Origin of the sequence: Achromobacter spanius (assembly GCF_039673305.1) — a bacterium.
Taxonomy (GTDB): domain Bacteria; phylum Pseudomonadota; class Gammaproteobacteria; order Burkholderiales; family Burkholderiaceae_B; genus Achromobacter; species Achromobacter spanius_F.
In genome coordinates this window covers 1-20,473 of the sequence record NZ_JBDJLJ010000054.1, presented here as the reverse complement: position 1 = coordinate 20,473, position 20,473 = coordinate 1, and the positions used below count along the sequence as shown (strand labels likewise).

Here is a 20,473-nt window from a genome sequence, read left to right as displayed (position 1 = left end):
TAGGGCTTCCAAGAGGACGGCGCGGGGGGCTGCCCGGGATTCTGAGGCTTCGGGGAATTCATCATACCGGGCCGGTTTCGGCGCTAGTGGTTTTCCCTGAAAATCGCAGAAATCCGGCGTTTCCCGGTTCCCAACGCCGTTCCGCTCCGGTACATTTCGTCCAGTGGCCTGACCACTGGACCATCAGGCACCCAGGCAAAACCGGCCGGGAAGCGATTCCGCGCAAGACACAAGGTCCCAAGACCCATTACGCTCTACACCCCAATCATTTACCCGCTCCGACAATGACTTCTCTGCAGGCCGTCGCCTCCACCCGCCTCTACCGCATGATTGCCGACCAGATCGCCGCGCGCATCAAGGCGGGCGACTTCCCCGCGGGCGGCCGGCTGCCGGCCGAGCGTGAACTGGCCGAGCAGCTGCAGGTGAGCCGCGCGTCGGTGCGCGAAGCGCTGATCGCGCTGGAAATCGAAGGCTACGTCGAAGTCCGCGTGGGCACGGGCGTCTTCGTCTGCCCGGCGCGCGAAGACGGCCAATACCGGGAAGCGCGCGAAACGCAGGCCGACGCCAATGGCGTCGAAGCCACCGACATCGGCCCCTTCGACCTGCTGGAAACGCGCCTGCTGATCGAACCGGAGTGCGCCGCGCTGGCCGCGCAGAAGGCGTCGCCCGCGCAGATCGCGGCGATCCGCGCCGCGCACGAGGGCATGTCGCTGACCGAATCGCCCAGCATCCACGACCGCGCCTTCCATGGCGCGATCGGGGCGGCCTGCGGCAACGCCGCGCTGGCGGCCGCCATTTCGCATATCTGGCACCTCAGCACGCTGAGCCCCGTATTCCACCGCCTGGAAGAACACTTCGTTACCACCAAGGTGTGGATCGAAGCCCAGAAGGAACACGAACGCATTCTCGCGGCCATCGTCGACCGCGATCCCATCCGCGCGCGCCACGCCATGCACGACCATCTGGTCGGCATCCTGGCGCGCCTGCGGGAAGACTTCGGCAGCGTCGGGATCCGATGATTTGATGACGCCCCTCTAACCCCGGCAGCCAGGCGCGCGACCGCGCCGGCGCCTCCCCTACCGACCGTGCATGCACCGCCGGCGCCCCATGGCGCCGCCCGCGGCAAGGGGAGCGGCTTGTCCAACGATTCGCAGTCCCGCAGTCCCCGTAGTCCACGACACATACTTAAAACATATCAAGGTGAAAACATGCAGCTGACCCGTACCGTGAAGCTAGTGAGCGCGGCGCTATTGGCGCTAGGCGCCCATGCCGCCCAGGCCAACAAGGCTGACAACTCCCTCAACATCGCCTTCGACGCGGCGCCCGCCACGCTGGACGCGTACAAGGAATCGGACCGTCCCGGCCTGGCGCTGGCGCGCATGGTCTTTTCGGGGCTGCTGCAGAAAAACCAGGATACGGGCGAGTTCGGTCCGGCCATCGCGACGGGCTACAAGTTCGTCGACGACACCACCATCGAACTGCCGATCCGCAAGGACGTGAAGTTCCACGACGGTTCACTGCTGACCATCGACGACGTGCTGTACACGCTGAACCTGGTCTCGTCGGACGGCTACAAGGCGCGCTTCCAGAACCAGGTGGCCTGGATCGCCAAGGCCGAGAAGGCCTCGGACGACACGGTGCGCATCAAGATGAAGACGCCGTATCCGCTGGCGCTGGAAATGCTGTCCGAGAACCTGCCGATCTACCCGCGCAAGTACTACGAGGCCAACCAGTCCGACATGGGCGCCAAGCCCATCGGCACCGGCCCCTACCGCCTGGTGGAAAGCCAGCCCGGCAGCCGCTACGTCTACGAGCGCAACGAGGACTACTTCGGCCCCAAGCCGGCCGTCAAGAAGCTGGTCGTGCGGGTGCTGCCGGACGCGAACACGCAATACGCCGAGCTGCTGTCGGGCGGCCTGGACTGGATCTGGCGCGTGCCGCCGGACGTGGCCAAGCGCATGGAGAAGACGCCGTCCGTCACGGTCAAGAGCAGCAGCATCATGCGCATCAGCTATATCTCGCTGAATCCGCGCTTTGACGACGGCAAGTCGCCGCTGGCCAAGCAGGAAGTCCGCCAGGCCATCAACTACGCGATCGACCGCGAGGCGATCCGCAAAGCGCTGGTCGGGGGCGCGTCCAAGGTCATCAACGCCGCCTGCAATCCGGCCCAGTTCGGCTGTGCCAGCGACGTGCAGACGTACAAGTTCGACCCTGCCCGCGCGAAGCAGTTGCTGGCGCAGGCCGGCTACCCCAACGGCGTCACGCTGGACCTGGTGATCTCCGCGCCGCCGCGCGCCATCCTGGACGCGGCCGCCGCGCAGATGGCCCAGGCCGGCATCAAGCTGAACCTGGTCGAGCAGCAGTACGGCACCGCCATGACCAACTGGCGCGACGGCAAGATCGCCATGCTGTCGTCCAACTGGGGTTCGTACGGCATCGCCGACGCCGCGCTGTCCACCAGCAACTTCTTCCGCGGCGGCCCGGACGACCAGGCCCACAACCCCGAGGTCATCAAGCACCTGCAGACCGCGGACACCACCGTCGACCGCGAGGTGCGGGCGAAGAACTACGCGGCAGCCCAGAAGATCGTGGCCGAACAGGCCTACTGGGTGCCGCTGTGGAACCACTCGCTCAACGCCGTGCAGGCCAAGGACCTGAACTTCTCGGTCGACGGCGACGAGTTCCCGCGCTTCTACAAGGCCGCCTGGAACTGATCCGGCTTGCCGGCCGCGCCGGCGCGCATTGCCCCTTCCGGTCCGGACGCCGCGCGCGTCCGGGCGGGGCGCTGCGCGCCCGCGCACGAGGACAAAGGTTGACCCATGATTGCATTCCTGTTTCGCCGTGTGTTCGTCGCCGCCCTGCTGGTGGTGTTCGTATCGCTGATCAGCTTTTCGCTGGTGTTCGCGTCCGGCAACCCGGCGGCTCGCCTGGCCGGCGAAGGCAGCGCGGCCGACGCCGCCCGCCTGTCGCAGATCCACGGCTTTGACGACCCGATCCTGACGCAGTACGGCCGCTGGCTGGCCGGCGTGGTGCGCGGCGACTTCGGCGACAGCCTCTACTTCAGCCGGCCCGTGGCCGAGCTGCTGGCGCAGCATTTTCCCGCCACCGCCAAGCTGGGCCTGGCCGCGATGGCGTTCGCGCTGCTGCTGGCGATTCCGCTGGGCGTGCTGGCGGGGCTGCGCAAGGGGTCGCTGATCGACCGGGCGACGATGATGCTGTCGGCGTGCGCGCAGGCGATGCCGCCCTTCTGCCTGGCGTTCCTGCTGATCATCGTCTTCAGCGTGCGCAACCAGTGGCTGCCCGCCTCCGGCTTCGACACCTGGAAGCACTACGTGATGCCGGTCGTGGCGCTGGGCCTGTTCGCCATGCCGGCGATGCTGCGGCTGATGAAATCCGAAATGGAGTCGGTGCTGGCCACCGACTACATCCGCACGGCGCGGGCCATGGGCCTGGGCGGCGCAAGCGTGGTGGGCAAGTACGCCTTGCGCAACGCGCTGCGTCCCCTCGTGTCGCTCGCGGCCGCCCAGATGGGCACGCTGCTGGCCGGTTCCGTGGTGATCGAAACTGTCTTCGCCATCAATGGCGCGGGGCTGCTGGCCTGGACGTCCATCCTGCGCGGCGACTTTCCCACGATGCAGGCGCTGATCCTGATCTTCGCCCTGATCTACATCGTCCTGACCCTGGCCGCCGACCTGATCAACGGTTGGCTGGACCCCCGAGTGCGAGCCGCGACATGAGCAATACCCTTGCCTCCCCCCTGCCCGCCGCGCCGCGCGGCGCGCGCCTGGCCCGGTTCGGCCGCAACGCGGGCCTGGCCGCGCTGGTGCTGCTGGTGCTGGCCGGCCTGGTCGGCCCCTACCTGATCCCCCACGACCCGTACTCGCAGGATCTGCTGGCGCGCCTGCAGGAGCCGGTCTGGGCCGAAGGCGGCGACTGGAACCACATCCTGGGCACCGACCAGCTCGGCCGCGACGTGCTGGCGCGCGCCCTGTACGGCGTGCGCGTGTCGGCGCTGATCGGCCTGTCGGTCGCGCTGATGGGCGGCCTGATCGGCACCACGCTTGGCGTGGCCGCCGGCTACTTCGGCGGCGCGGTGGACCGCGTCGTCTCGTTCCTGATCACGGCGCGCCTGGCGCTGCCCATCATCCTGGTGGCGCTGGCCGTGGTGTCCGTGGTGGGCGCCTCGCTCACCGTGGTGGTGCTGGTGCTGGGCCTGCTGCTGTGGGAACGCTATGCCCTGGTCGCGCGCACCATGGCGGCCGGACTGCGCAATGCCGAGTTCGTCACGGCCTCGCGCCTGCAGGGCTGCACGCATCTGCAGATCATCTGGCGCGACATCCTGCCCAACCTGGTCGGCAACCTGCTCATCATCGGCACGGTGGACGCCGCGATGGCGATCACGCTCGAAGCCTCGCTGTCGTTCCTGGGCCTGGGCGTGCCGGCGCCGATGCCGTCGCTGGGCCTGATGATCGCCGAGGGCAAGGAGAACATGCTGTTCCAGCCGTCGCTGGTGGTGATTCCCAGCGTCGTGCTGTTCCTGCTGGTGCTGTGCGTGAACCGCGCCGGCGAAAGCCTGCGCGCCATCCAACTGAAGAAGGGGTGATCCGATGACCGCCACCCACGCTCCGCTGCTGCGGGTCCAGGACCTGCACATCGACATCCACACCCCCACGCACACCAAGCACGTGGTGCGCGCCGTGGACTTCACCCTGGAACGCGGCAAGACGCTGTGCATCGTGGGCGAATCCGGCTGCGGCAAGTCGCTGACCGCGCTGGCCCTGCTGGACCTGCTGCCGGCCGCGGCGCGGCGCCGCGTGGCGCGGCTGGAGTTCGCCGGCCAGGACCTGTCCGCATTGACGCCGGCGGCGCTGGCGCAGCTGCGCGGCGCGCGCATCGCCATGATCTTCCAGGACCCCATGACGTCGCTCAATCCGGTGTTCAACATCGGCACGCAACTCATCGACGTGCTCCGCCGCCACAAGCGCGTCAGCCGGCGCGAAGCCGCCGAGCGCGCCGAGTATCTGCTGCGCCGCGTCGGCATCGCCAATCCGGGCGAGCGCATGCGGCAGTATCCGTTTGAACTGTCGGGCGGACTGCGCCAGCGCGTGATGATCGCGATGGCGCTGATGTGCGGCCCGGAACTGCTGATCGCCGACGAACCCACCACGGCGCTGGACGTCACGGTGCAGGCCGAGCTGCTGGACCTGCTGCGCGACATCCAGGCCGAATTCGGCCTGGGCATGGTGTTCATTTCGCACGACATGGGCCTGGTGGCGCGCATCGCCGACCACGTCATCGTGATGTACGCCGGCGACATCGTCGAAGGCGGCACGGTGCGCGAGGTGCTGGAACGTCCCAGCCATCCGTATACCTCGATGCTGCTCAACTGCATTCCGCAGCCCGGACGCACCGCGCCGCGGGCCGACCTGCCCACGATCTCCGGCGCCGTGCCGTCGCTGGACACCCCGATCACCGGCTGCGCCTTCCGGGAACGCTGCCCGGTCGCCGAACCGCGCTGCGCGCAGCCCTTCCCGGCCCGGGCGCAGGACAGCCACCGCTGCCTGTGCGTGAAACCCGGCGCCCTGCGCCTTGGAGTCCCCGCATGAGCCAGCCCGCCACGCACCACGCCGGCATCAGCCTGACGGGACTGTCGTTCCAGTACGCCCGCGCCAGCCTCTTTTCGCGCCGTCCGGCGCCCCGGATCCTGCACGACATCGACCTGCACGTGCCTCCCGGCCGCACCGTCGGACTGGTGGGCGAATCCGGCAGCGGCAAATCCACGATTGCCAAGCTGATGCTGGGCCTGCTGGCACCCACGCAGGGCCAGGCCCTGCTGGACGGCCGGCCGCTGGCCGCCATGCCCGCGCGCGCTCGCGCCCGCCGCATCCAGATGGTGTTCCAGGACCCCTATTCGTCGCTGAACCCGCGCCGCACCATCAGCGAGATCCTGACCGCGCCGCTACGCGTGCACGGCATCGGCGACGCGGCCTCACGCGCCGCATCGGTGCGCCGGATGATGGACGCGGTCGGCCTGGTGCCCGCCTTTGCCGGGCGCTATCCCCGCGAACTTTCCGGCGGGCAGCGGCAGCGCGTGGCCATCGCCCGCGCCCTGATGCTGGAGCCGCAACTGCTGATCTGCGACGAGCCCACCTCGGCCCTGGACGTGTCGGTTCAGGCGCAGATCCTGAACCTGCTGATGGCGCTGCAGCGCGAGCGCGGCCTGGGCTACCTCTTCATCAGCCACAACCTGGCCGTGGTGCAGCACATCGCGGACGACATCGTGGTGCTGCAAGGCGGCCGCGTGGTCGAACGCGGCGACGCGGGCCAGGTCTATTTCGCGCCCCAGCATCCCTACACCCGCCAGCTGATCGGCGCCACGCTGGCCGTGCCGCAAGTGCAGGAGCTGGCCGCATGAGCGCGCGCACGCCGCATTACCTCCTGGTCGGCAACGACGAGAAAGTCACCTGGGACGACGGCCAGATCCGCTTCCTGGCGCCCGGCCGCGACACGCTCAGCATCTTCGATGCCAACGCCGACCCCGCCGCGCCGCAGCTTGTCGCCACCCTGGCGCTGCCGAACTCGCTGTTCGGCCCCCCGGTCAACCTGGCGGTGGCGCCCGACCAACGGTTCGCGCTGATCGCCGATTCCATGGCGTGGCTGCCCCGCGCGGATGGCGACGGCTGGCAGCCCGCCCCTGGCCGCGACGTCCATGTCATCGACCTGGCCGCCACGCCGCCCGCCGTCGTGCAGACGCTGCAGGCCGGGCTGCAGCCTTCGGGGCTGTCGATCAACCGCGCCGGCACGCTGGCGCTGGTGGCCAACAAGGCCGGCCGCTCGGTATCGGTGCTGCGCCTGGCCGGCGGCCGGGCCGACCTGTGCGGCGAGGTCGACGTGGGCACGCCGGTGGTCGCCGTGTCGTTCGCGGCGGACGGCAGGCGCGCCTTCGTGGTCAAGACCGACACGCACCGGCTGGGCGTGCTGCATATCGATGAAAGCGGCCCGACGCCGCGCGTTTCCCATGACCCGTCCGAAGACCTGACCACCGGCCTGGTGCCCTTCAACCTGGTGGTGTCGCCCGACGGCGCGCTGGCCCTGGTCGTGGACATGGGCAGCGCCACCGCCTCGGACGGCCACGCCGATTCCGTCAGCGTGGTCGACCTGTCCAGCACGCCGCCGCGCGTGGTGGACCGCGTGATGGTCGAGGACGGCCCCGAGGGCATCGCCATCAGCCCGGACGGGCGCTACGCGGCGGTGGCCATCGTGCAGGGCTCGAACAATCCGTCCAGCGCCTGGTTCCATCATCCGCGCGGCCAGATCGTGCTGCTGCGCATCGACGGCCTGCGCGTGACGCGCGCAGGCGCCATCGAGGTCGGCGCGCTGCCCGAGGGCGTCGCCTTCAGCCCCGACAGCCGCTTTCTGTACGTCGGGAATTTCCTCGACGCCAGCATGCAGGTCCTGGCCGTGGGAGACAACGGCCTGTCCGACACCGGGACGCGCATCGCGCTGCCCGGCCACCCCGCCTCGATGCGGGGGCAATCCTATTGAGCGGGGCCGCACCCCGCCGACCCCTCCACCGCCACCCCTTTCCGACTTTCCGATCCTGGAGCCTTGCCATGACCTTCGCCCACCGAAAACTCGCTTCCCTGCTCGGCGCCGCCCTGTTCGCCGGCGCCGCCCTTGCCCCGCTTTCCGCCCACGCCCTGGACATCAAGCTGGGCCACGTGCTGGCTCCCAGCCATAGCTGGAACAAGGCCGCCGAAGGCTTCGCCGCCGAGGTCAAGGAAAAGACCAACGGCCGCGTCAACTTCGTGCTGTTCCCCAGCGGCCAGCTCGGCAATGAAAAAACCATGCTGGAAGGCCTGCAGATCGGCAGCCAGGGCGCCGCCATCATCGGCTCGGGTTCGCTGCAGCCGATCGAGCCCAAGTTCGGCGTGGTCGAACTGCCCTACACCTGGTCCACGTCCCAGCAGGCCTACAAGGCCTTTGACGGCGAACTGGGGCAGGCGCTGGCCAAGCTGGCCGACAAGAAGAACCTGACCATCATCTCGTGGTGGGAAAACGGCTTTCGCCATGTCACCAACAACCGCGGCGCGGTGAACAAGCCCGCCGACCTGGCCGGCCTGAAGACCCGCGTGACGCCGGACAAGATGCGCCTGGACACCTTCACCGCGCTGGGCGCGAACCCCGCGCCGCTGGCCTTCGGCGAGCTGTACTCCGCCCTGCAGCAGAAGGTGTTCGACGCGCAGGAAAACCCGCTGTCGATCATCTACACCTCGTCCTTCTTCGAAGTGCAGAAATACCTGTCGCTGACCGGCCACGTCTGGGGCCCCGCCAGCCTGATCATTTCCAAGCCGGTCTGGAGCCGCATTTCCGCCGACGACAAGAAGGTCGTGCAGGCCGCCGCCGACAAGTGGCGCGACGCCCAGCGCAAGATGATCAGCGAGGGCGACCAGCAGTTCGTCGCCCAGCTCAAGGACAAGGGCATGCAGGTCAACGACGTCGACAAGACCGCCTTCGCCGCCGCCGTCGAGCCGGTCTGGAAGACCTACTCGGTCACCTACGGCCCCGAACTGATGGCGCTGGTCCAGAAGTACCGCGAGGCCAAGTAATGCTCAACCGACTGTCCGCCATCCTGTCGGGCATCAGCAAGGCCTTCGCCGCCCTGGCGGTGGCCTTGCTGGCGATCCTGATCACCTACGTGGTGTTTTCCCGCTTCGTCACCCACACGACGCCGCACTGGGCCGAGGAGCTGCCGCGCCTGGTGCTGGTGTGGTCCGCCTTCATCGGCGGGGTCGCCTGCAGCTTCGAGCGTTCGCACCTGATGGCCGGCCTGCTGCCGTTCGTGGTGCGCAATCCGCGCGTGCTCAACGCGTTCGAGCGCCTGAACCAGGTGCTGATCATCGTGGGCCTGGTGGCGCTGGGCTACGCCGGCTGGCAACTGGCCGACCTGACGATGGACCAGACCCTGCCCGCGCTCGACGTGTCCGCCGGCGCGGTGTACCTGGCGCTGCCGTTCGCCTGCGCGGTCACCGTCGTGGTGCACCTTGCGCAACTGTTCTCACCCGCCCCCGCCGTAAAGGAATAACGATGTCTTCGGGTGCTCTCTTTCTGATGGGCGTGTTCACGATCACGGTGCTGATCGACATGCCCATTGCCTTCGGCCTGGTGCTGTCCTGCCTGGCCTATCTGGCGGTCTACGATTCCGCGCCGCTGATGGTGGCGGCCCAGCAGTACGTGGTGGGGCTGGACAGCTTCACCCTGCTGGCGATTCCGCTCTTCATCCTGGCCGCGCAACTGATGAACGGCGCCGGGCTGACCCAGCGCATCGTGCGGCTGTGCGCCGCCATCGTGGGCGACATCAAGGGCGGCCTGGCCGTCGTCGCGGTGCTGGCCTGCCTGATGTTCGGGGCCCTGTCCGGCTCGGGCGTGGCCGACGTCGTGGCCATCGGCAGCCTGCTGCTGCCGGCCATGGCGCGCAGCGGCTACGACAAGGGCTTCTCGTGCGCCCTGGTGGGCAGCGCGGGCGCCACGTCCACCATCATCCCGCCCAGCATCGTGCTGATCGTCTACGGCACCATCACCGACACGTCGGTGGGCAAGCTGTTCATGGCCGGCATCATCCCGGGCATCCTGCTGGGGTTGTCGCTGATCGGCGTGGCCATCTGGCAATCGCGCAAGCACAACTGGGCGGGCGGCCAGCCGTTCTCCTGGGAAGAGCTGCGCGCCGCCGCGATCGACGCCTTGCCGGCGCTGATGGTGCCCGTGCTGATCATCGGCGGCATCCGCTTCGGCATCTTCACCGCCACCGAGGCCGCGTCCAGCGCCATCCTCTACGCCCTGCTGATCGGCTTCTTCTGGTACCGCTCGCTGAGCCTGCGCTCGCTGTGGGACAACCTGAAGTCCACCGGCGAAAGCAGCGCCTCCATCCTGCTGATCATCGGCGCCTCGGGGCTGTTCGCCTGGGTGCTGGTGGCCGAGCAGGTGCCGCAGGCCCTGTCCACGCTGCTGGTCGAGTGGACCGACAGCCGCGTCGCCGTGCTGCTGGTGCTGACCGTGGTGCTGCTGCTGCTGGGGACCTTCATGGAGGCGATCCCCGTCATCATCATCGTCGCGCCGGTCGTGATGCCGGTGCTGGCCCACTACAACATCGATCCGGTCCACTTCGGCATCCTGCTGTCGATCAACATGGCGATCGGCGCGAACACGCCGCCGGTGGGGGTGGACCTGATGGCGGCCTGCAAGATCGGCGGCATCAACATGATGCAGACGCTGCGTCCGCTGTCGTGGATGATGCTGGCCATGACCGCGGTGATGCTGCTGCTGACCTTTGTCCCTGAACTCGTCCTGTTCCTGCCGAGGCACGTGCAATGACTCCTGTTACCTCCCTGCGCCGTCCGGCGGCGCTGCGCCGCAGCTGGATGTTCGTGCCCGGCATGGATGCCGCGGCCCAGGCCGCTGGCCTGGCCAGCGGCGCCGACGCCCTGGTCGCCGACCTGGAAGAGTTCACCGCGCCGGCCGAACGCCCGGCCGCGCGCCCGCGCATCGCCGCGTTGTTCGCCGACTGCCGCGCCCATGGCGTGGTGGCGGCCGTGCGCATCAACAAGCTGGAAGAGGATGGCCTGGCGGACCTGCGGGGCGTGATGCCCGGCGCGCCGGACGCCATCTTCCTGCCGCATGCGGAAAGCGCCGCGCAGATCGTCGCGCTGGACCAGGCCATCACCGCGCTCGAAGCGGAACTGGGCCTGCCCGCCGGCGGCACCGAGATCGTGCCCACGCTGGAATCCGCCCTGGGCGTGCACCGCGCCTACGAGATCCTGACCGCCAGCCCGCGGGTGTCGGCCTGCCTGCTGGCGGCCGAAGACCTGACGGCGAGCCTGGGCGCGGAGCGCGGCAAGGACGGCGTCGAGCTGCACCACCTGCGCGCCCGCTTCCTGGTGGACTGCACGGCGGCCGGCTGCGCGCCGATCGACTGCCCCTTCAACTACCGCGACCTGCCCGCGCTGGAGGCCGATGTGCGCTGGGCGCGCCGGATCGGCCTGAAGTCCAAGTGCGCCACCGTCGCTGAACAGATCCCCGTGATCCACGCCGTATTCACCCCAGCCCCCGCCGAGGTGTCCGCCGCGCTGGACTGCGTGGCGCGCTTCGAGGCGCAGCGCGCCGGACGCCAGGACGCCGAGCGCATCGACCCGCCCGTCTACAACACCGCGCGCCGCCTGCTGGCGCGCCACCGCCAATTCGAACAGTGGGCCGCCGAGCGCCGCGCGCAGGCCGCCCCGCAACAAGGAGACTCCGCATGACGTCAGCAGCAATTCCCGAACGCAACGGCGGTCAGATCCTGATGCAGCAGCTGCGCATCCATGGCGCGCGCCGCGTATTCATGATTCCCGGCGAAAGCTATTTGCCCTGCATCGACGCGCTGAACGAGCACACCGACGCGATCGAGCCGATCGTCTGCCGCCAGGAAAGCGGCGCGGCCTACATGGCCGAGGCCTACGGCAAGCTGACCGGCGAGCCCGGCATCTGCTTTGTCACGCGCGGACCGGGCGCCACCAACGCCAGCATCGGCGTGCATACGGCGTTCCAGGATTCCACGCCGATGATCCTGTTCGTGGGCCAGGTCGGCAACGACTTCATGGAGCGCGAGGCCTTCCAGGAGATCGACTACCGCCGGATGTTCGGCCAGATGGCCAAGTGGGTCGCCCAGATCGACCGCACCGACCGCATCCCCGAGTTCATCTCGCGCGCCTTCGCCGTGGCCACCAGCGGCCGGCCCGGCCCGGTGGTGCTGGCGCTGCCCGAGGACACGCTGTGGGGCCGCGCCCGCGTGGCCGACCTGCCGCGCTATCCGCGCGTGCACAGCCACCCCGGCGCCGCCGACCTCGCGCGCATGACCGAACTGCTGGACGCGGCCGAGCGGCCCTTCCTGCTGGTGGGCGGCAACGGCTGGCGCCAGGAAGCGATCGACCAGATCGCCGGCTTTGCCGAACGCTTCGAGCTGCCCGTGGGCACCGCGTGGCGCCGCCTGGAGTGCTTCGACCAGCGCCACCCCAACGCCGCCGGCCACGTCGGCTGGGCCATGACGCCCGCGCTGCGCCAGCGCCTGCGCGACGCCGATCTGGTGCTGGCCGTGGGCACGCGGCTGGGCGAGGCCACGACCGAGGGCTACACCCTGATCGAAAGCCCGCTGCCGCGCCAGAAGCTGATCCATGTGTATCCGGACGCCGCCGAACTGGGCCGCGTGTTTTCGCCCACGCAGGCCATCGTGGCCGACGTGGCCAGTTTTGCCGCCGCCGTGGCCGGCCTTGAGCCCGGCCATGCCGCGCCGCGCGGCGACAAGGTGCGCGCCGCGCACCAGGAACTGGTCGACAGCCTGGCGCCGCTGCCCTCGCCCGGCCCCATGAGCCTGGACGCGGCCGCCGCCTACGTGGACGCGCACCTGCCGGCGAACGCATGCGTCACGGTGGGCGCGGGCAACTACGCGCTGTATCCGCACCGCTACCGGCGCTACGCCGGCCCGGGCACGAGCCTCACGCCCACCGTCGGGTCGATGGGCTACGGCCTGCCGGCGGCGATTTCCGCCAAGCTCGAAGACCGCAAGCGCGCCGCGGTCTGCTATGCGGGCGACGGCTGCTTCCAGATGAACATGCAGGAGCTGGGCGTGGCCATGCAGTACCGCCTGGGCGTGGTCGTGCTGGTCTTCAACAACGGCATCTGGGGCACGATCCGCGCCCACCAGGAACGCGAGTTCCCCGCCCGCGCCATCGCGCTCGGCTTCGAAAACCCCGACTTCACGCAGATCATCCGCGGCTACGGCGGCTACGGCGAGGCGGTCGAGAACACCGACGACTTCGGCCCGGCCTTCGAGCGCGCCCTGGCGTTCGCCGAACGCGAGAGCCTGCCCGCGCTGCTGGAGATCCGCTACGACGCCAACGGCATCGCGCCCGGCGAAACCCTCATGGGCATCCGCGAGGCCGCGCAGGCCCGCATCGCCCGCTCGGGCCATTGAACACACGGACTTTTGACATGACGACGATTTCTATCAACGGACAGCGGCTGTGGCAGTCGCTGATGGACCTGGCCCGGATCGGCGCGACGCCCAAGGGCGGCAACTGCCGGCTGGCGCTGACGGCGCTGGACGGCCAGGGCCGCGACCTGGTCACGGGCTGGATGCGCGAGGCCGGCATGACGCTGCGCGTGGACCAGGTGGGCAATATCTTCGCGCGCCGCGCCGGCCGCGACAACGACCTGCCCCCGGTCATGACCGGCAGCCACATCGACACCCAGCCCACCGGCGGCAAGTTCGACGGCTGCTACGGCGTGCTGGCGGGCCTGGAGGTCATGCGCAGCCTGAACGACCACGGCGTCGTCACCGAAGCGCCGCTGGAGGTCGCCATCTGGACCAACGAGGAAGGCTCGCGCTTCCTGCCCGTGATGATGGGCTCGGGCGTCTTTGCCGGTAAATTCCCGCTGGAAGTGGCCCTGTCCGCGCGCGACCACGACGGCAAGTCGGTCGCCGACGAACTGGCCGCCATCGGCTATGCCGGTACGGATCCGGTCGGCGGCCGGCCGGTGGGCGCCTACTTCGAGGCGCACATCGAACAAGGCCCCATCCTGGAACACGAGGACAAGGTGGTCGGCGTGGTGACCGGATCCCTGGGCGTACGCTGGTATGACGTGTCCGTGACCGGCATGGAAATGCACGCGGGCCCGACCCCGATGCCGATCCGCCGCGACGCGCTCTATGCCGCCAGCTTCCTGCTGCAGGCCGTGGTGGGCATCGCCAACGACAACCAGCCCCACGGGCGCGGCACGGTGGGCGAAATCCACGCCCATCCCGGTTCGCGCAATGTCATCCCGGGCCAGGTCCGCTTCACCGTCGACCTGCGGCACGAGGACGAGGCCACGCTGGCCGGCATGGACGAGCGCTGGCTCGCCGCCTGCGCCGACATCGCCGAACGCCACGGCGTAACGGTGGACGTCAAGCAGGTGCAGTACTTCCCGCCCACGCCCTTCGACCTGGACCTGGTGGGCAAGGTGCGCGACGGTGCGGCCCGCCGCGGCCTGGCCGCGATGGACATCGTGACGGGCGCCGGCCACGACGCCGTCTACATGGCCAGCGTCACGCCCACCGCCATGATCTTCGTGCCCTGCAAGGACGGCGTGAGCCACAACGAGATCGAGGACGCCAAGCCCGCCGACCTGGAAGCCGGCTGCAACGTGCTGCTCGACGCCATGGTCGCGCGCGCCAACGACGCGCGGGCCCGCGCATGAGCGCCCGCGACGCCGCCTATTGGCGCGACCGCGCCGCGTCCCTGGCCATCGGCGGCCAGGCCTATATCGACGGCGCCTATTGCGACGCCGCCGACGGCGCCACGTTCCCCGCCGCCAGCCCCATCGACGGGCGCAAGCTGGCCGACGTGGCCGCCTGCGGGCCCGCCGACGTGGACCGCGCGGTTCAGGCCGCCCGCCGCGCCTTCGAAGCCGGCACGTGGAGCGGGCTGGCCCCGCGCCAGCGCAAGGAGCGCCTGCTGCGCCTGGCCGCCCTGATCGAGGCGCACCAGGAAGAGCTGGCCCTTCTGGAAACGCTGGACATGGGCAAGCCGATCCGCGACGCACTGGCCTTCGACCTGCCGGAGACCGCCCGCTGCTACGCCTGGTACGCCGAGGCCATCGACAAGATCTACGACGAGATCGCGCCCACCGGGCCGGACGCCCTGGCCACGATCACGCGCGAAGCGCTGGGCGTCGTGGCCGCGGTGGTGCCGTGGAACTACCCGCTGATGATGGCGGCCTGGAAGGTCGCCCCGGCGCTGGCCGCGGGCAACAGCGTGATCCTCAAGCCCGCCGAACAGGCCTCGCTGTCGGCCATCCGCCTGGCCGCGCTGGCCGGCGAAGCCGGCATTCCGCCGGGCGTCTTCAACGTCGTTCCCGGCCTGGGTGCGGTCGCGGGCCAGGCGCTGGGACGGCATCCGGATGTCGATTGCATTGCGTTCACGGGGTCCACCGCCACCGGCAAGCGCTTCATGGAGTATTCCGGCCAGTCGAACCTGAAGCGCGTCTGGCTGGAATGCGGCGGCAAGTCGCCGCACATCGTCTTCGACGACTGCCCCGACCTGGACCGGGCCGCGCAGGCGGCCGCGCTGGCGATCTTCTCGAACCAGGGCGAAGTCTGCATCGCGGGTTCGCGCCTGTATGTGCAGGACGGCATCTACGACGCCTTCATGGACAAGGTGGCCGCGTTCGCCGCGGGCCTGCAGCCGGGCGACCCGCTGGACCCGGCGACCGCCATGGGCGCCATGGTGGACGACCGCCAGATGCGCGGCGTGCTGGACCGCATCGCCGCCGGCAAGGCCGAAGGCGCCAGCCTGCGGCTGGGCGGCGGCCAGGCCCTGGGCGCGACGGGCGGCTACTACATCGAACCGACCATCTTCGATTGCGCCAGCCAGGACAGTTCGCTGGTGCGCGAGGAGATCTTCGGCCCGGTGCTGGCGGCCCAGCGCTTCACGTCGGAAGAGGACGCGATCCGCCTGGCCAACGACTCCGTCTACGGACTGGGCGCGGGGCTGTGGACGGCGAACCTGTCGCGCGCCCACCGGCTGTCGCGCCGCCTGCACGCCGGGCTGGTCTGGGTCAACTGCTACGCCGACGGCGACATCTCGGTGCCCTTCGGCGGCGTCAAGCAATCGGGATTCGGCCGCGACAAGTCGCTGCACGCGCTGGACAAGTATTCGGACCTGAAGACGACCTGGATCAGCCTGACGGTTTGAGCGTCGGCGCCGGCACATGCCGGCCGCACACCTACCGCGGCAACGCGGGCGCCGGCGTCAGCGGCCCCACGGGCGGCTGGCCCGGGCGCGGCGGTATCGGCGGCAGCCACGTCTTGGGTGCGCCTTTCAGGCCGGGCTGGTCCTGCGGTCTGGGAGCAGCCTGTGTCGGGGATGGATAGCGGGAGCCCGGGCAGGACGTGCCCAGGCAGTCGCGGTTGATCTTGCCCGGATCCACGATGCGCGGGCAGTCCGTGCCCAGGCAGGTATCGGGCACGGTGCGCGCGGATGCGGGCGGCTGCGGAACCGTGGGCAGCGCGTCCCGCGCCAATGCGGGCCAGCTGCATGCCGCCGCCAGCGCCGCCAGGACGATCAGGGGTTTCATCGGTAGGCTCCACCGGGTTCGCCCGGCTTGATCGGGTCCGGACTCAACGGACGGACCCGGCCGCCTCGGGCCGTTTCAACCCCAGTGTGCGCCCATCCCCCGCCCCTCGCAAGGCGGGGGGACGGCCCGGATCAATCCAGCCGGATGTCGGCGCTGGCCACCACCTTGGCCCAGCGCGCGCGCTCGCTGTTGAAGAACTGGGAGAGTTCGGCCGGGTTCTTGGTGACGATCTCGGCGCCCTGCTCGTTCAGCTGAGCGGCCACGTCCGGCTGGGTGACTATCTGCGCCATCAGCGTGGCCAGGCGCGCGGCCACCGGGTCGGTCATGGTGGCCGGGGCCATCACGCCCTGCCACGTGCCCGACTCGAAGCCGGCCACGCCCTGCTCGGAGATCGTGGGGATGTCCGGCACCAGCTTCATGCGCTCACTCTTGGAAATGGCGATGGCGCGCAGCTTGCCCGACTTGATGTGCGGCAGAGTGGCCAGCAGGCCGTTCATGATGATCTGCGTCTGGCCGCCGATCGTGTCGGTGACCGCCTGCGAACCGCCCTTGTACGGCACGTACTCCCACTGGGCGCCGGTGGCCTGCTGCACCGCCACCGCGGCCAGGTGCGGCGCGCTGCCGATGGCGGTCACGGCGAAGTTCAGGCGCTGCTTCTTGGACAGCGCGACCAGGTCCTGCACCGTCTTGGCCGGCACGTCGGGGTGGACGGCCAGCACGTGCGGCGAATAGGCCAGCATGCCGACGGCGCGCAGGTCCTTGGACGGATCGAAGGTCAGCTTGGTGTAGACAGACGGGCTGATCGCCAGCGCGCCCACGTCGCACAGCAGCACGGTATGGCCTTCCTGCGCCGATTGCACCACGAGGCCCGCGCCCAGGTTGCCGTTGGCGCCCGGCTTGTTCTCGACCACCACGGTCTGCTTGAGCACGTCGGCCAGCCGGGGCGCCAGGATGCGGGCGATGATGTCCGACGAGCCGCCGGGCGGGTAAGGCACGACGATGCGCACGGGCCGCGTCGGCCATTCCGACGATTGGGCCCATGCCGGCACCAGCGGCGTCAGGCAAAGCGCCGCGGCGCTGCCCAGGAACTGTCTCTTGCTCGGGTTCATGCTGTCTCCACACGGTTTGATATGTGTGCTGAATGATCCGCGGCCGGATGAGGCCGCGGTGGGGTCCCTATGCCGCGCCGCGGGTCTCCACGTACAGGGCATAGAGCGAATGGCTGCTGGCCATGAACAGGCGATTGCGCTTGGCGCCGCCGAAGCACAGGTTGGCGCAGCGTTCCGGCAGGCGGATGTGGCCAATCGGCTTGCCGGCGGGGTTGAAGACCATCACGCCGTCCAGCTCGTCGGGCTGGGCGTCGGGCGAGCCGTTGCTGCCCCAGCCGCACCACAGGTTGCCGGCCTCGTCGCATTTGATGCCGTCGATGGCGCCGGGCCCCTGCGCGTCGATATGCAGGCGCTTGCCGGACAGGGCGCCGTCCGCGCCGACGTCGAAGGCCCAGACGACGCGGTTGGGCTGATGGCGGGACTCGACCACGTACAGCACTTTCTCGTCCGGCGAAAAGCACAGGCCGTTGGGGCCGGCCAGGTCGCCGAGCGCCAGCGTCACGCGGCCATTGGCCGGATCGATGCGGTAGACGGAATGCGGCAGTTCGGGCGTGGCCTTGTCGCCTTCCCAGTGTCCGCCGATGCCGAACGGGGGATCCGTGAACCAGATCGCGCCGTTGCGCTGGCACACGATGTCGTTGGGCGAATTGAAGCGTTTGCCGTCAAAGCGGTCGGCCAGCACAGTGATGCTGCCGTCGTATTCGGTGCGCGTGACGCGCCGCGTCAGGTGTTCGCACGCCAGCAGCCGGCCCTGACGGTCGCGCGCCAGGCCGTTGCTGAAATTGGCCGGATGGCGGAACACGCTGACCGCGCCGGTGGTTTCGTCCCAGCGCAGGATGCGGTCGTTGGGGATGTCCGACACCAGCAGGTAGCGCCCGTCGCCGAACCACACCGGGCCTTCCAGCCAGCGAAAGCCCGTGGCCAGCTGCTCGACGCTGCTGCTGTAGATGCGGTACTTGGCGAACTCCGGATCCAGGATCCGGACCGACGGGTCCGGATAGCGTTGCTGCGGGGTGAAGCTGAAGGACTGCGCCTGCACGAGGCTGGCGGGTCCCAGGGCAAGCGCGGCGCCCAGCAGCCGGCGCCGGCCGGCCTGGACTTGGGGGGCATTCTCCATCGGTTGTCTCCTCTCGGTAGGTTTTCTTTTCGATGGCGCTACGGATTGACTTGGGCCGCGATCAGGTCACCGGGCCCGGATTGAACAGCGCCAGGGCGTTGTGCAGCTTGAGCTTTTCCGCACAGGTCTGGTGCTTGCCGCTGGCCACGTCCAGCATCATGCGAAACAGTTGCCAGCCCACTTCCTCGATCGAGGCCTGGCCGGTGGCGATGACGCCGGCGTCCACGTCCATCAGGTCGTGCCAGCGGCGCGCCAGGGCGGAACGCGTGGCGACCTTGATGACCGGCACCTGGGCCAGGCCGTAGGGCGTGCCGCGGCCGGTGGTGAAGATGTGCAGGTTCATGCCCGCGGCCAGCTGCAGCGTGCCGCAGATGAAATCGCTGGCGGGCGTGGCGGCGAAGATCAGGCCCTTGCGCGTCAGACGGTCGCCCGGCGACAGCACGCCGTGAATCGGCGAAGAGCCCGACTTCACGATCGACCCCATCGCCTTTTCGACGATGTTCGACAGGCCGCCCTTCTTGTTGCCGGGGCTGGTGTTGGCGCTGCGGTCCGCCATGCCGCGCTGCAGATAGGCGTCGTACCAGGCCATTTCGCGTATCAGCGCGTCGGCCACTTCGGGCGTTTCGGCGCGCGCCGTCAGCTGGTCGATGCCGTCGCGCACTTCGGTGTTCTCGGAAAACATGACGGTGCCGCCCGCGCGCACCAGCAGGTCGGTGGCAAAACCCACGGCAGGATTGGCGGTGACGCCGGAGAACGCATCGCTGCCGCCGCACTGCACGCCCACGGTCAGGTCGGACACGGGACAGGTTTCGCGCTTGCGGGCGTTCAGCTTCTGCAGGTGGCGCTCGGCGGTGCGCATGATCAGATCGATCATCGATTCGAAGCCGATGTTTTCTTCGTCCTGCAGCACGATGGTGTCCACGCCATCGGTCGCGCCCATGCCCTCGCCCGCCCGGATGGGAATGGCGTTCGGCGCCAGCAGGCGCTCGGGCTGCAGCTTTTCACAGCCCAGGCTGACCACCATGGACGTGCCGCCGAAGTTCGGGTTGCGGGCGATGTTGTGCAGCGTCCGGATGGGAATGGCCGCGCCGGGCGCGTCGATGGCGACCCCGCAGCCGTAGGTGTGCTCGATGCCGACCACGTCGTCCACATTGGGATACAGCGGGAGCAGTTCGCGCCGGATGCGCGCGACCGCGTGTTCGACCACGCCCTGCACGCACTGCACGGTGGTGCTGATGGCCAGGATGTTGCGCGTGCCGACCGTGCCGTCGGCGTTGCGGTAGCCCTCGAAGGTGTAGCCCTCCAGGGGCGGCAGCGGCGCGATGCGGGTCGAGACCGGCAGGTCTTCGAGCGTGCGCGCGGACGGCATGGTGGTGACGCGTTCGTTGATCCAGCTGCCGCGCGCCAGCGCCTTGGCGGCATAGCCGACGACCACGTTGTAGCGCACGATGGCGTCGCCCTCGGCCAGATCCGTCAGCGCGACCTTGTGCCCTTGCGGCACGGAATCGACCAGCGCGAGGCCGTCGGGCAGGACCGTGCCCGCCGGCAGTCCGCCGTCATTGGCGACGATGGCAACGTTGTCCTGGGGGTGAATCTTGATAAGCACTGGCGCCTGCTCTGCCGCAACCTGCATGAAAAATCCTTTTGCCTGATGGGGACGCCGCCCTGGCCGCGTCCGGTACGTTATCGTACAACCAAGAGAATATCGCTGAAAGCCATCAGAAAGGAATTTCGGGTTTCCCCTTGTAAACAAGTTTCTTCATAGGGAAATGACGCTTGAATCTGAAAGATTCATGTTGTACGATGACTTACCTTTTACCACCGCATCCCGTCCGCAGCGCCACTTTTCCGCCTGCGACGGCCATTTAGGGATGAGCGCAACATGACGACTCCGCAGGAACTCAAGAGCATCGTTTCGGAAGGACTGCTGTCCTTCCCCGTGACCGACTTCGACCAGAACGGCGACTTCAACGCCAAGGGCTATGCCGCCCGCCTGGAATGGCTGGCCCCCTACGGCGCCACCGCCCTGTTCGCGGCCGGCGGCACGGGTGAGTTCTTCTCGCTTGCGCCCCAGGAATACTCCGACGTCATCCGCACC

19 protein-coding genes are annotated in these 20,473 nt (G+C 69.1%); 15 read left to right on the top strand and 4 right to left on the bottom strand.

Going from position 1 to position 20,473, the window contains the following annotated elements:
• The first annotated feature begins 284 nt into the window (after nt 1-284).
• From ABE485_RS25925 to ABE485_RS25860, 14 genes are all read left to right on the top strand, one after another.
• Entirely contained in the window at nt 285-1,019 is a 735-nt protein-coding gene (locus ABE485_RS25925; protein WP_346518115.1) for a FadR/GntR family transcriptional regulator, read from the top strand.
• A 189-nt stretch (nt 1,020-1,208) separates the two neighbouring features.
• Nucleotides 1,209-2,714 (top strand): ABC transporter substrate-binding protein, encoded by a 1,506-nt coding sequence (locus ABE485_RS25920; protein WP_346518114.1) that lies wholly within the window; start codon nt 1,209-1,211, stop codon nt 2,712-2,714.
• Between the two features lie 105 nt (nt 2,715-2,819).
• Nucleotides 2,820-3,737, top strand: a complete 918-nt coding sequence (locus ABE485_RS25915) for an ABC transporter permease (RefSeq protein ID WP_346518113.1) — start codon at nt 2,820-2,822, stop codon at nt 3,735-3,737.
• Nucleotides 3,734-4,603 carry an ABC transporter permease gene (locus ABE485_RS25910; protein WP_346518112.1) on the top strand — a complete coding sequence of 290 codons (870 nt, stop codon included), beginning with the start codon at nt 3,734-3,736 and terminating at the stop codon, nt 4,601-4,603. Before ABE485_RS25915 ends, ABE485_RS25910 begins: the two co-directional genes overlap by 4 nt.
• A gap of 4 nt (nt 4,604-4,607) precedes the next feature.
• A complete protein-coding gene (locus ABE485_RS25905) occupies nt 4,608-5,606 on the top strand; it encodes an ABC transporter ATP-binding protein (RefSeq protein WP_346518111.1) in 999 nt (332 codons plus the stop codon).
• Nucleotides 5,603-6,415 (top strand): ATP-binding cassette domain-containing protein, encoded by an 813-nt coding sequence (locus ABE485_RS25900; protein ID WP_346518110.1) that lies wholly within the window; start codon nt 5,603-5,605, stop codon nt 6,413-6,415. The genes ABE485_RS25905 and ABE485_RS25900 overlap by 4 nt, the downstream gene beginning before the upstream one ends.
• The gene (locus tag ABE485_RS25895) at nt 6,412-7,545 is read left to right on the top strand and encodes a YncE family protein (RefSeq protein WP_346518109.1); all 1,134 of its coding nucleotides are present in this window, start codon (nt 6,412-6,414) and stop codon (nt 7,543-7,545) included. The genes ABE485_RS25900 and ABE485_RS25895 overlap by 4 nt, the downstream gene beginning before the upstream one ends.
• Nucleotides 7,546-7,613: 68 nt before the next feature.
• On the top strand, nt 7,614-8,609 hold the full coding sequence (locus ABE485_RS25890; protein ID WP_346518108.1) for a DctP family TRAP transporter solute-binding subunit: 996 nt from the start codon (nt 7,614-7,616) through the stop codon (nt 8,607-8,609).
• Nucleotides 8,609-9,085, top strand: a complete 477-nt coding sequence (locus ABE485_RS25885) for a TRAP transporter small permease (RefSeq protein ID WP_346518107.1) — start codon at nt 8,609-8,611, stop codon at nt 9,083-9,085. The genes ABE485_RS25890 and ABE485_RS25885 overlap by 1 nt, the downstream gene beginning before the upstream one ends.
• Nucleotides 9,086-9,087: 2 nt before the next feature.
• Nucleotides 9,088-10,371, top strand: a complete 1,284-nt coding sequence (locus ABE485_RS25880) for a TRAP transporter large permease (protein ID WP_346518106.1) — start codon at nt 9,088-9,090, stop codon at nt 10,369-10,371.
• The gene (locus ABE485_RS25875) at nt 10,368-11,297 is read left to right on the top strand and encodes an HpcH/HpaI aldolase/citrate lyase family protein (RefSeq protein ID WP_346518105.1); all 930 of its coding nucleotides are present in this window, start codon (nt 10,368-10,370) and stop codon (nt 11,295-11,297) included. The genes ABE485_RS25880 and ABE485_RS25875 overlap by 4 nt, the downstream gene beginning before the upstream one ends.
• Nucleotides 11,294-13,006, top strand: coding sequence for a thiamine pyrophosphate-binding protein (locus ABE485_RS25870; RefSeq protein ID WP_346518104.1), 1,713 nt, complete (start codon nt 11,294-11,296; stop codon nt 13,004-13,006). The genes ABE485_RS25875 and ABE485_RS25870 overlap by 4 nt, the downstream gene beginning before the upstream one ends.
• A 17-nt stretch (nt 13,007-13,023) precedes the next feature.
• Nucleotides 13,024-14,271 carry a Zn-dependent hydrolase gene (locus ABE485_RS25865; RefSeq protein WP_346518103.1) on the top strand — a complete coding sequence of 416 codons (1,248 nt, stop codon included), beginning with the start codon at nt 13,024-13,026 and terminating at the stop codon, nt 14,269-14,271.
• Entirely contained in the window at nt 14,268-15,767 is a 1,500-nt protein-coding gene (locus ABE485_RS25860) for an aldehyde dehydrogenase (protein WP_346518102.1), read from the top strand. The genes ABE485_RS25865 and ABE485_RS25860 overlap by 4 nt, the downstream gene beginning before the upstream one ends.
• A gap of 31 nt (nt 15,768-15,798) precedes the next feature.
• Here ABE485_RS25860 and ABE485_RS25855 read toward each other — a convergent pair whose 3' ends face one another.
• The 4 genes from ABE485_RS25855 to garD form a co-directional block, all read right to left on the bottom strand.
• Nucleotides 15,799-16,149 (bottom strand): hypothetical protein, encoded by a 351-nt coding sequence (locus tag ABE485_RS25855; protein WP_346518101.1) that lies wholly within the window; start codon nt 16,147-16,149, stop codon nt 15,799-15,801.
• A gap of 131 nt (nt 16,150-16,280) precedes the next feature.
• The gene (locus ABE485_RS25850; protein ID WP_346518100.1) at nt 16,281-17,258 is read right to left on the bottom strand and encodes a Bug family tripartite tricarboxylate transporter substrate binding protein; all 978 of its coding nucleotides are present in this window, start codon (nt 17,256-17,258) and stop codon (nt 16,281-16,283) included.
• Between the two features lie 67 nt (nt 17,259-17,325).
• The gene (locus ABE485_RS25845) at nt 17,326-18,375 is read right to left on the bottom strand and encodes an SMP-30/gluconolactonase/LRE family protein (protein WP_346518099.1); all 1,050 of its coding nucleotides are present in this window, start codon (nt 18,373-18,375) and stop codon (nt 17,326-17,328) included.
• A 61-nt stretch (nt 18,376-18,436) separates the two neighbouring features.
• On the bottom strand, nt 18,437-20,008 hold the full coding sequence (gene garD, locus ABE485_RS25840) for a galactarate dehydratase (protein ID WP_346518098.1): 1,572 nt from the start codon (nt 20,006-20,008) through the stop codon (nt 18,437-18,439).
• Between the two features lie 249 nt (nt 20,009-20,257).
• Between garD and ABE485_RS25835 the strand changes: the two genes are divergently transcribed.
• Nucleotides 20,258-20,473 (top strand): dihydrodipicolinate synthase family protein (locus ABE485_RS25835; protein WP_346518097.1); only part of this gene is annotated, 216 nt, incomplete at its 3' end.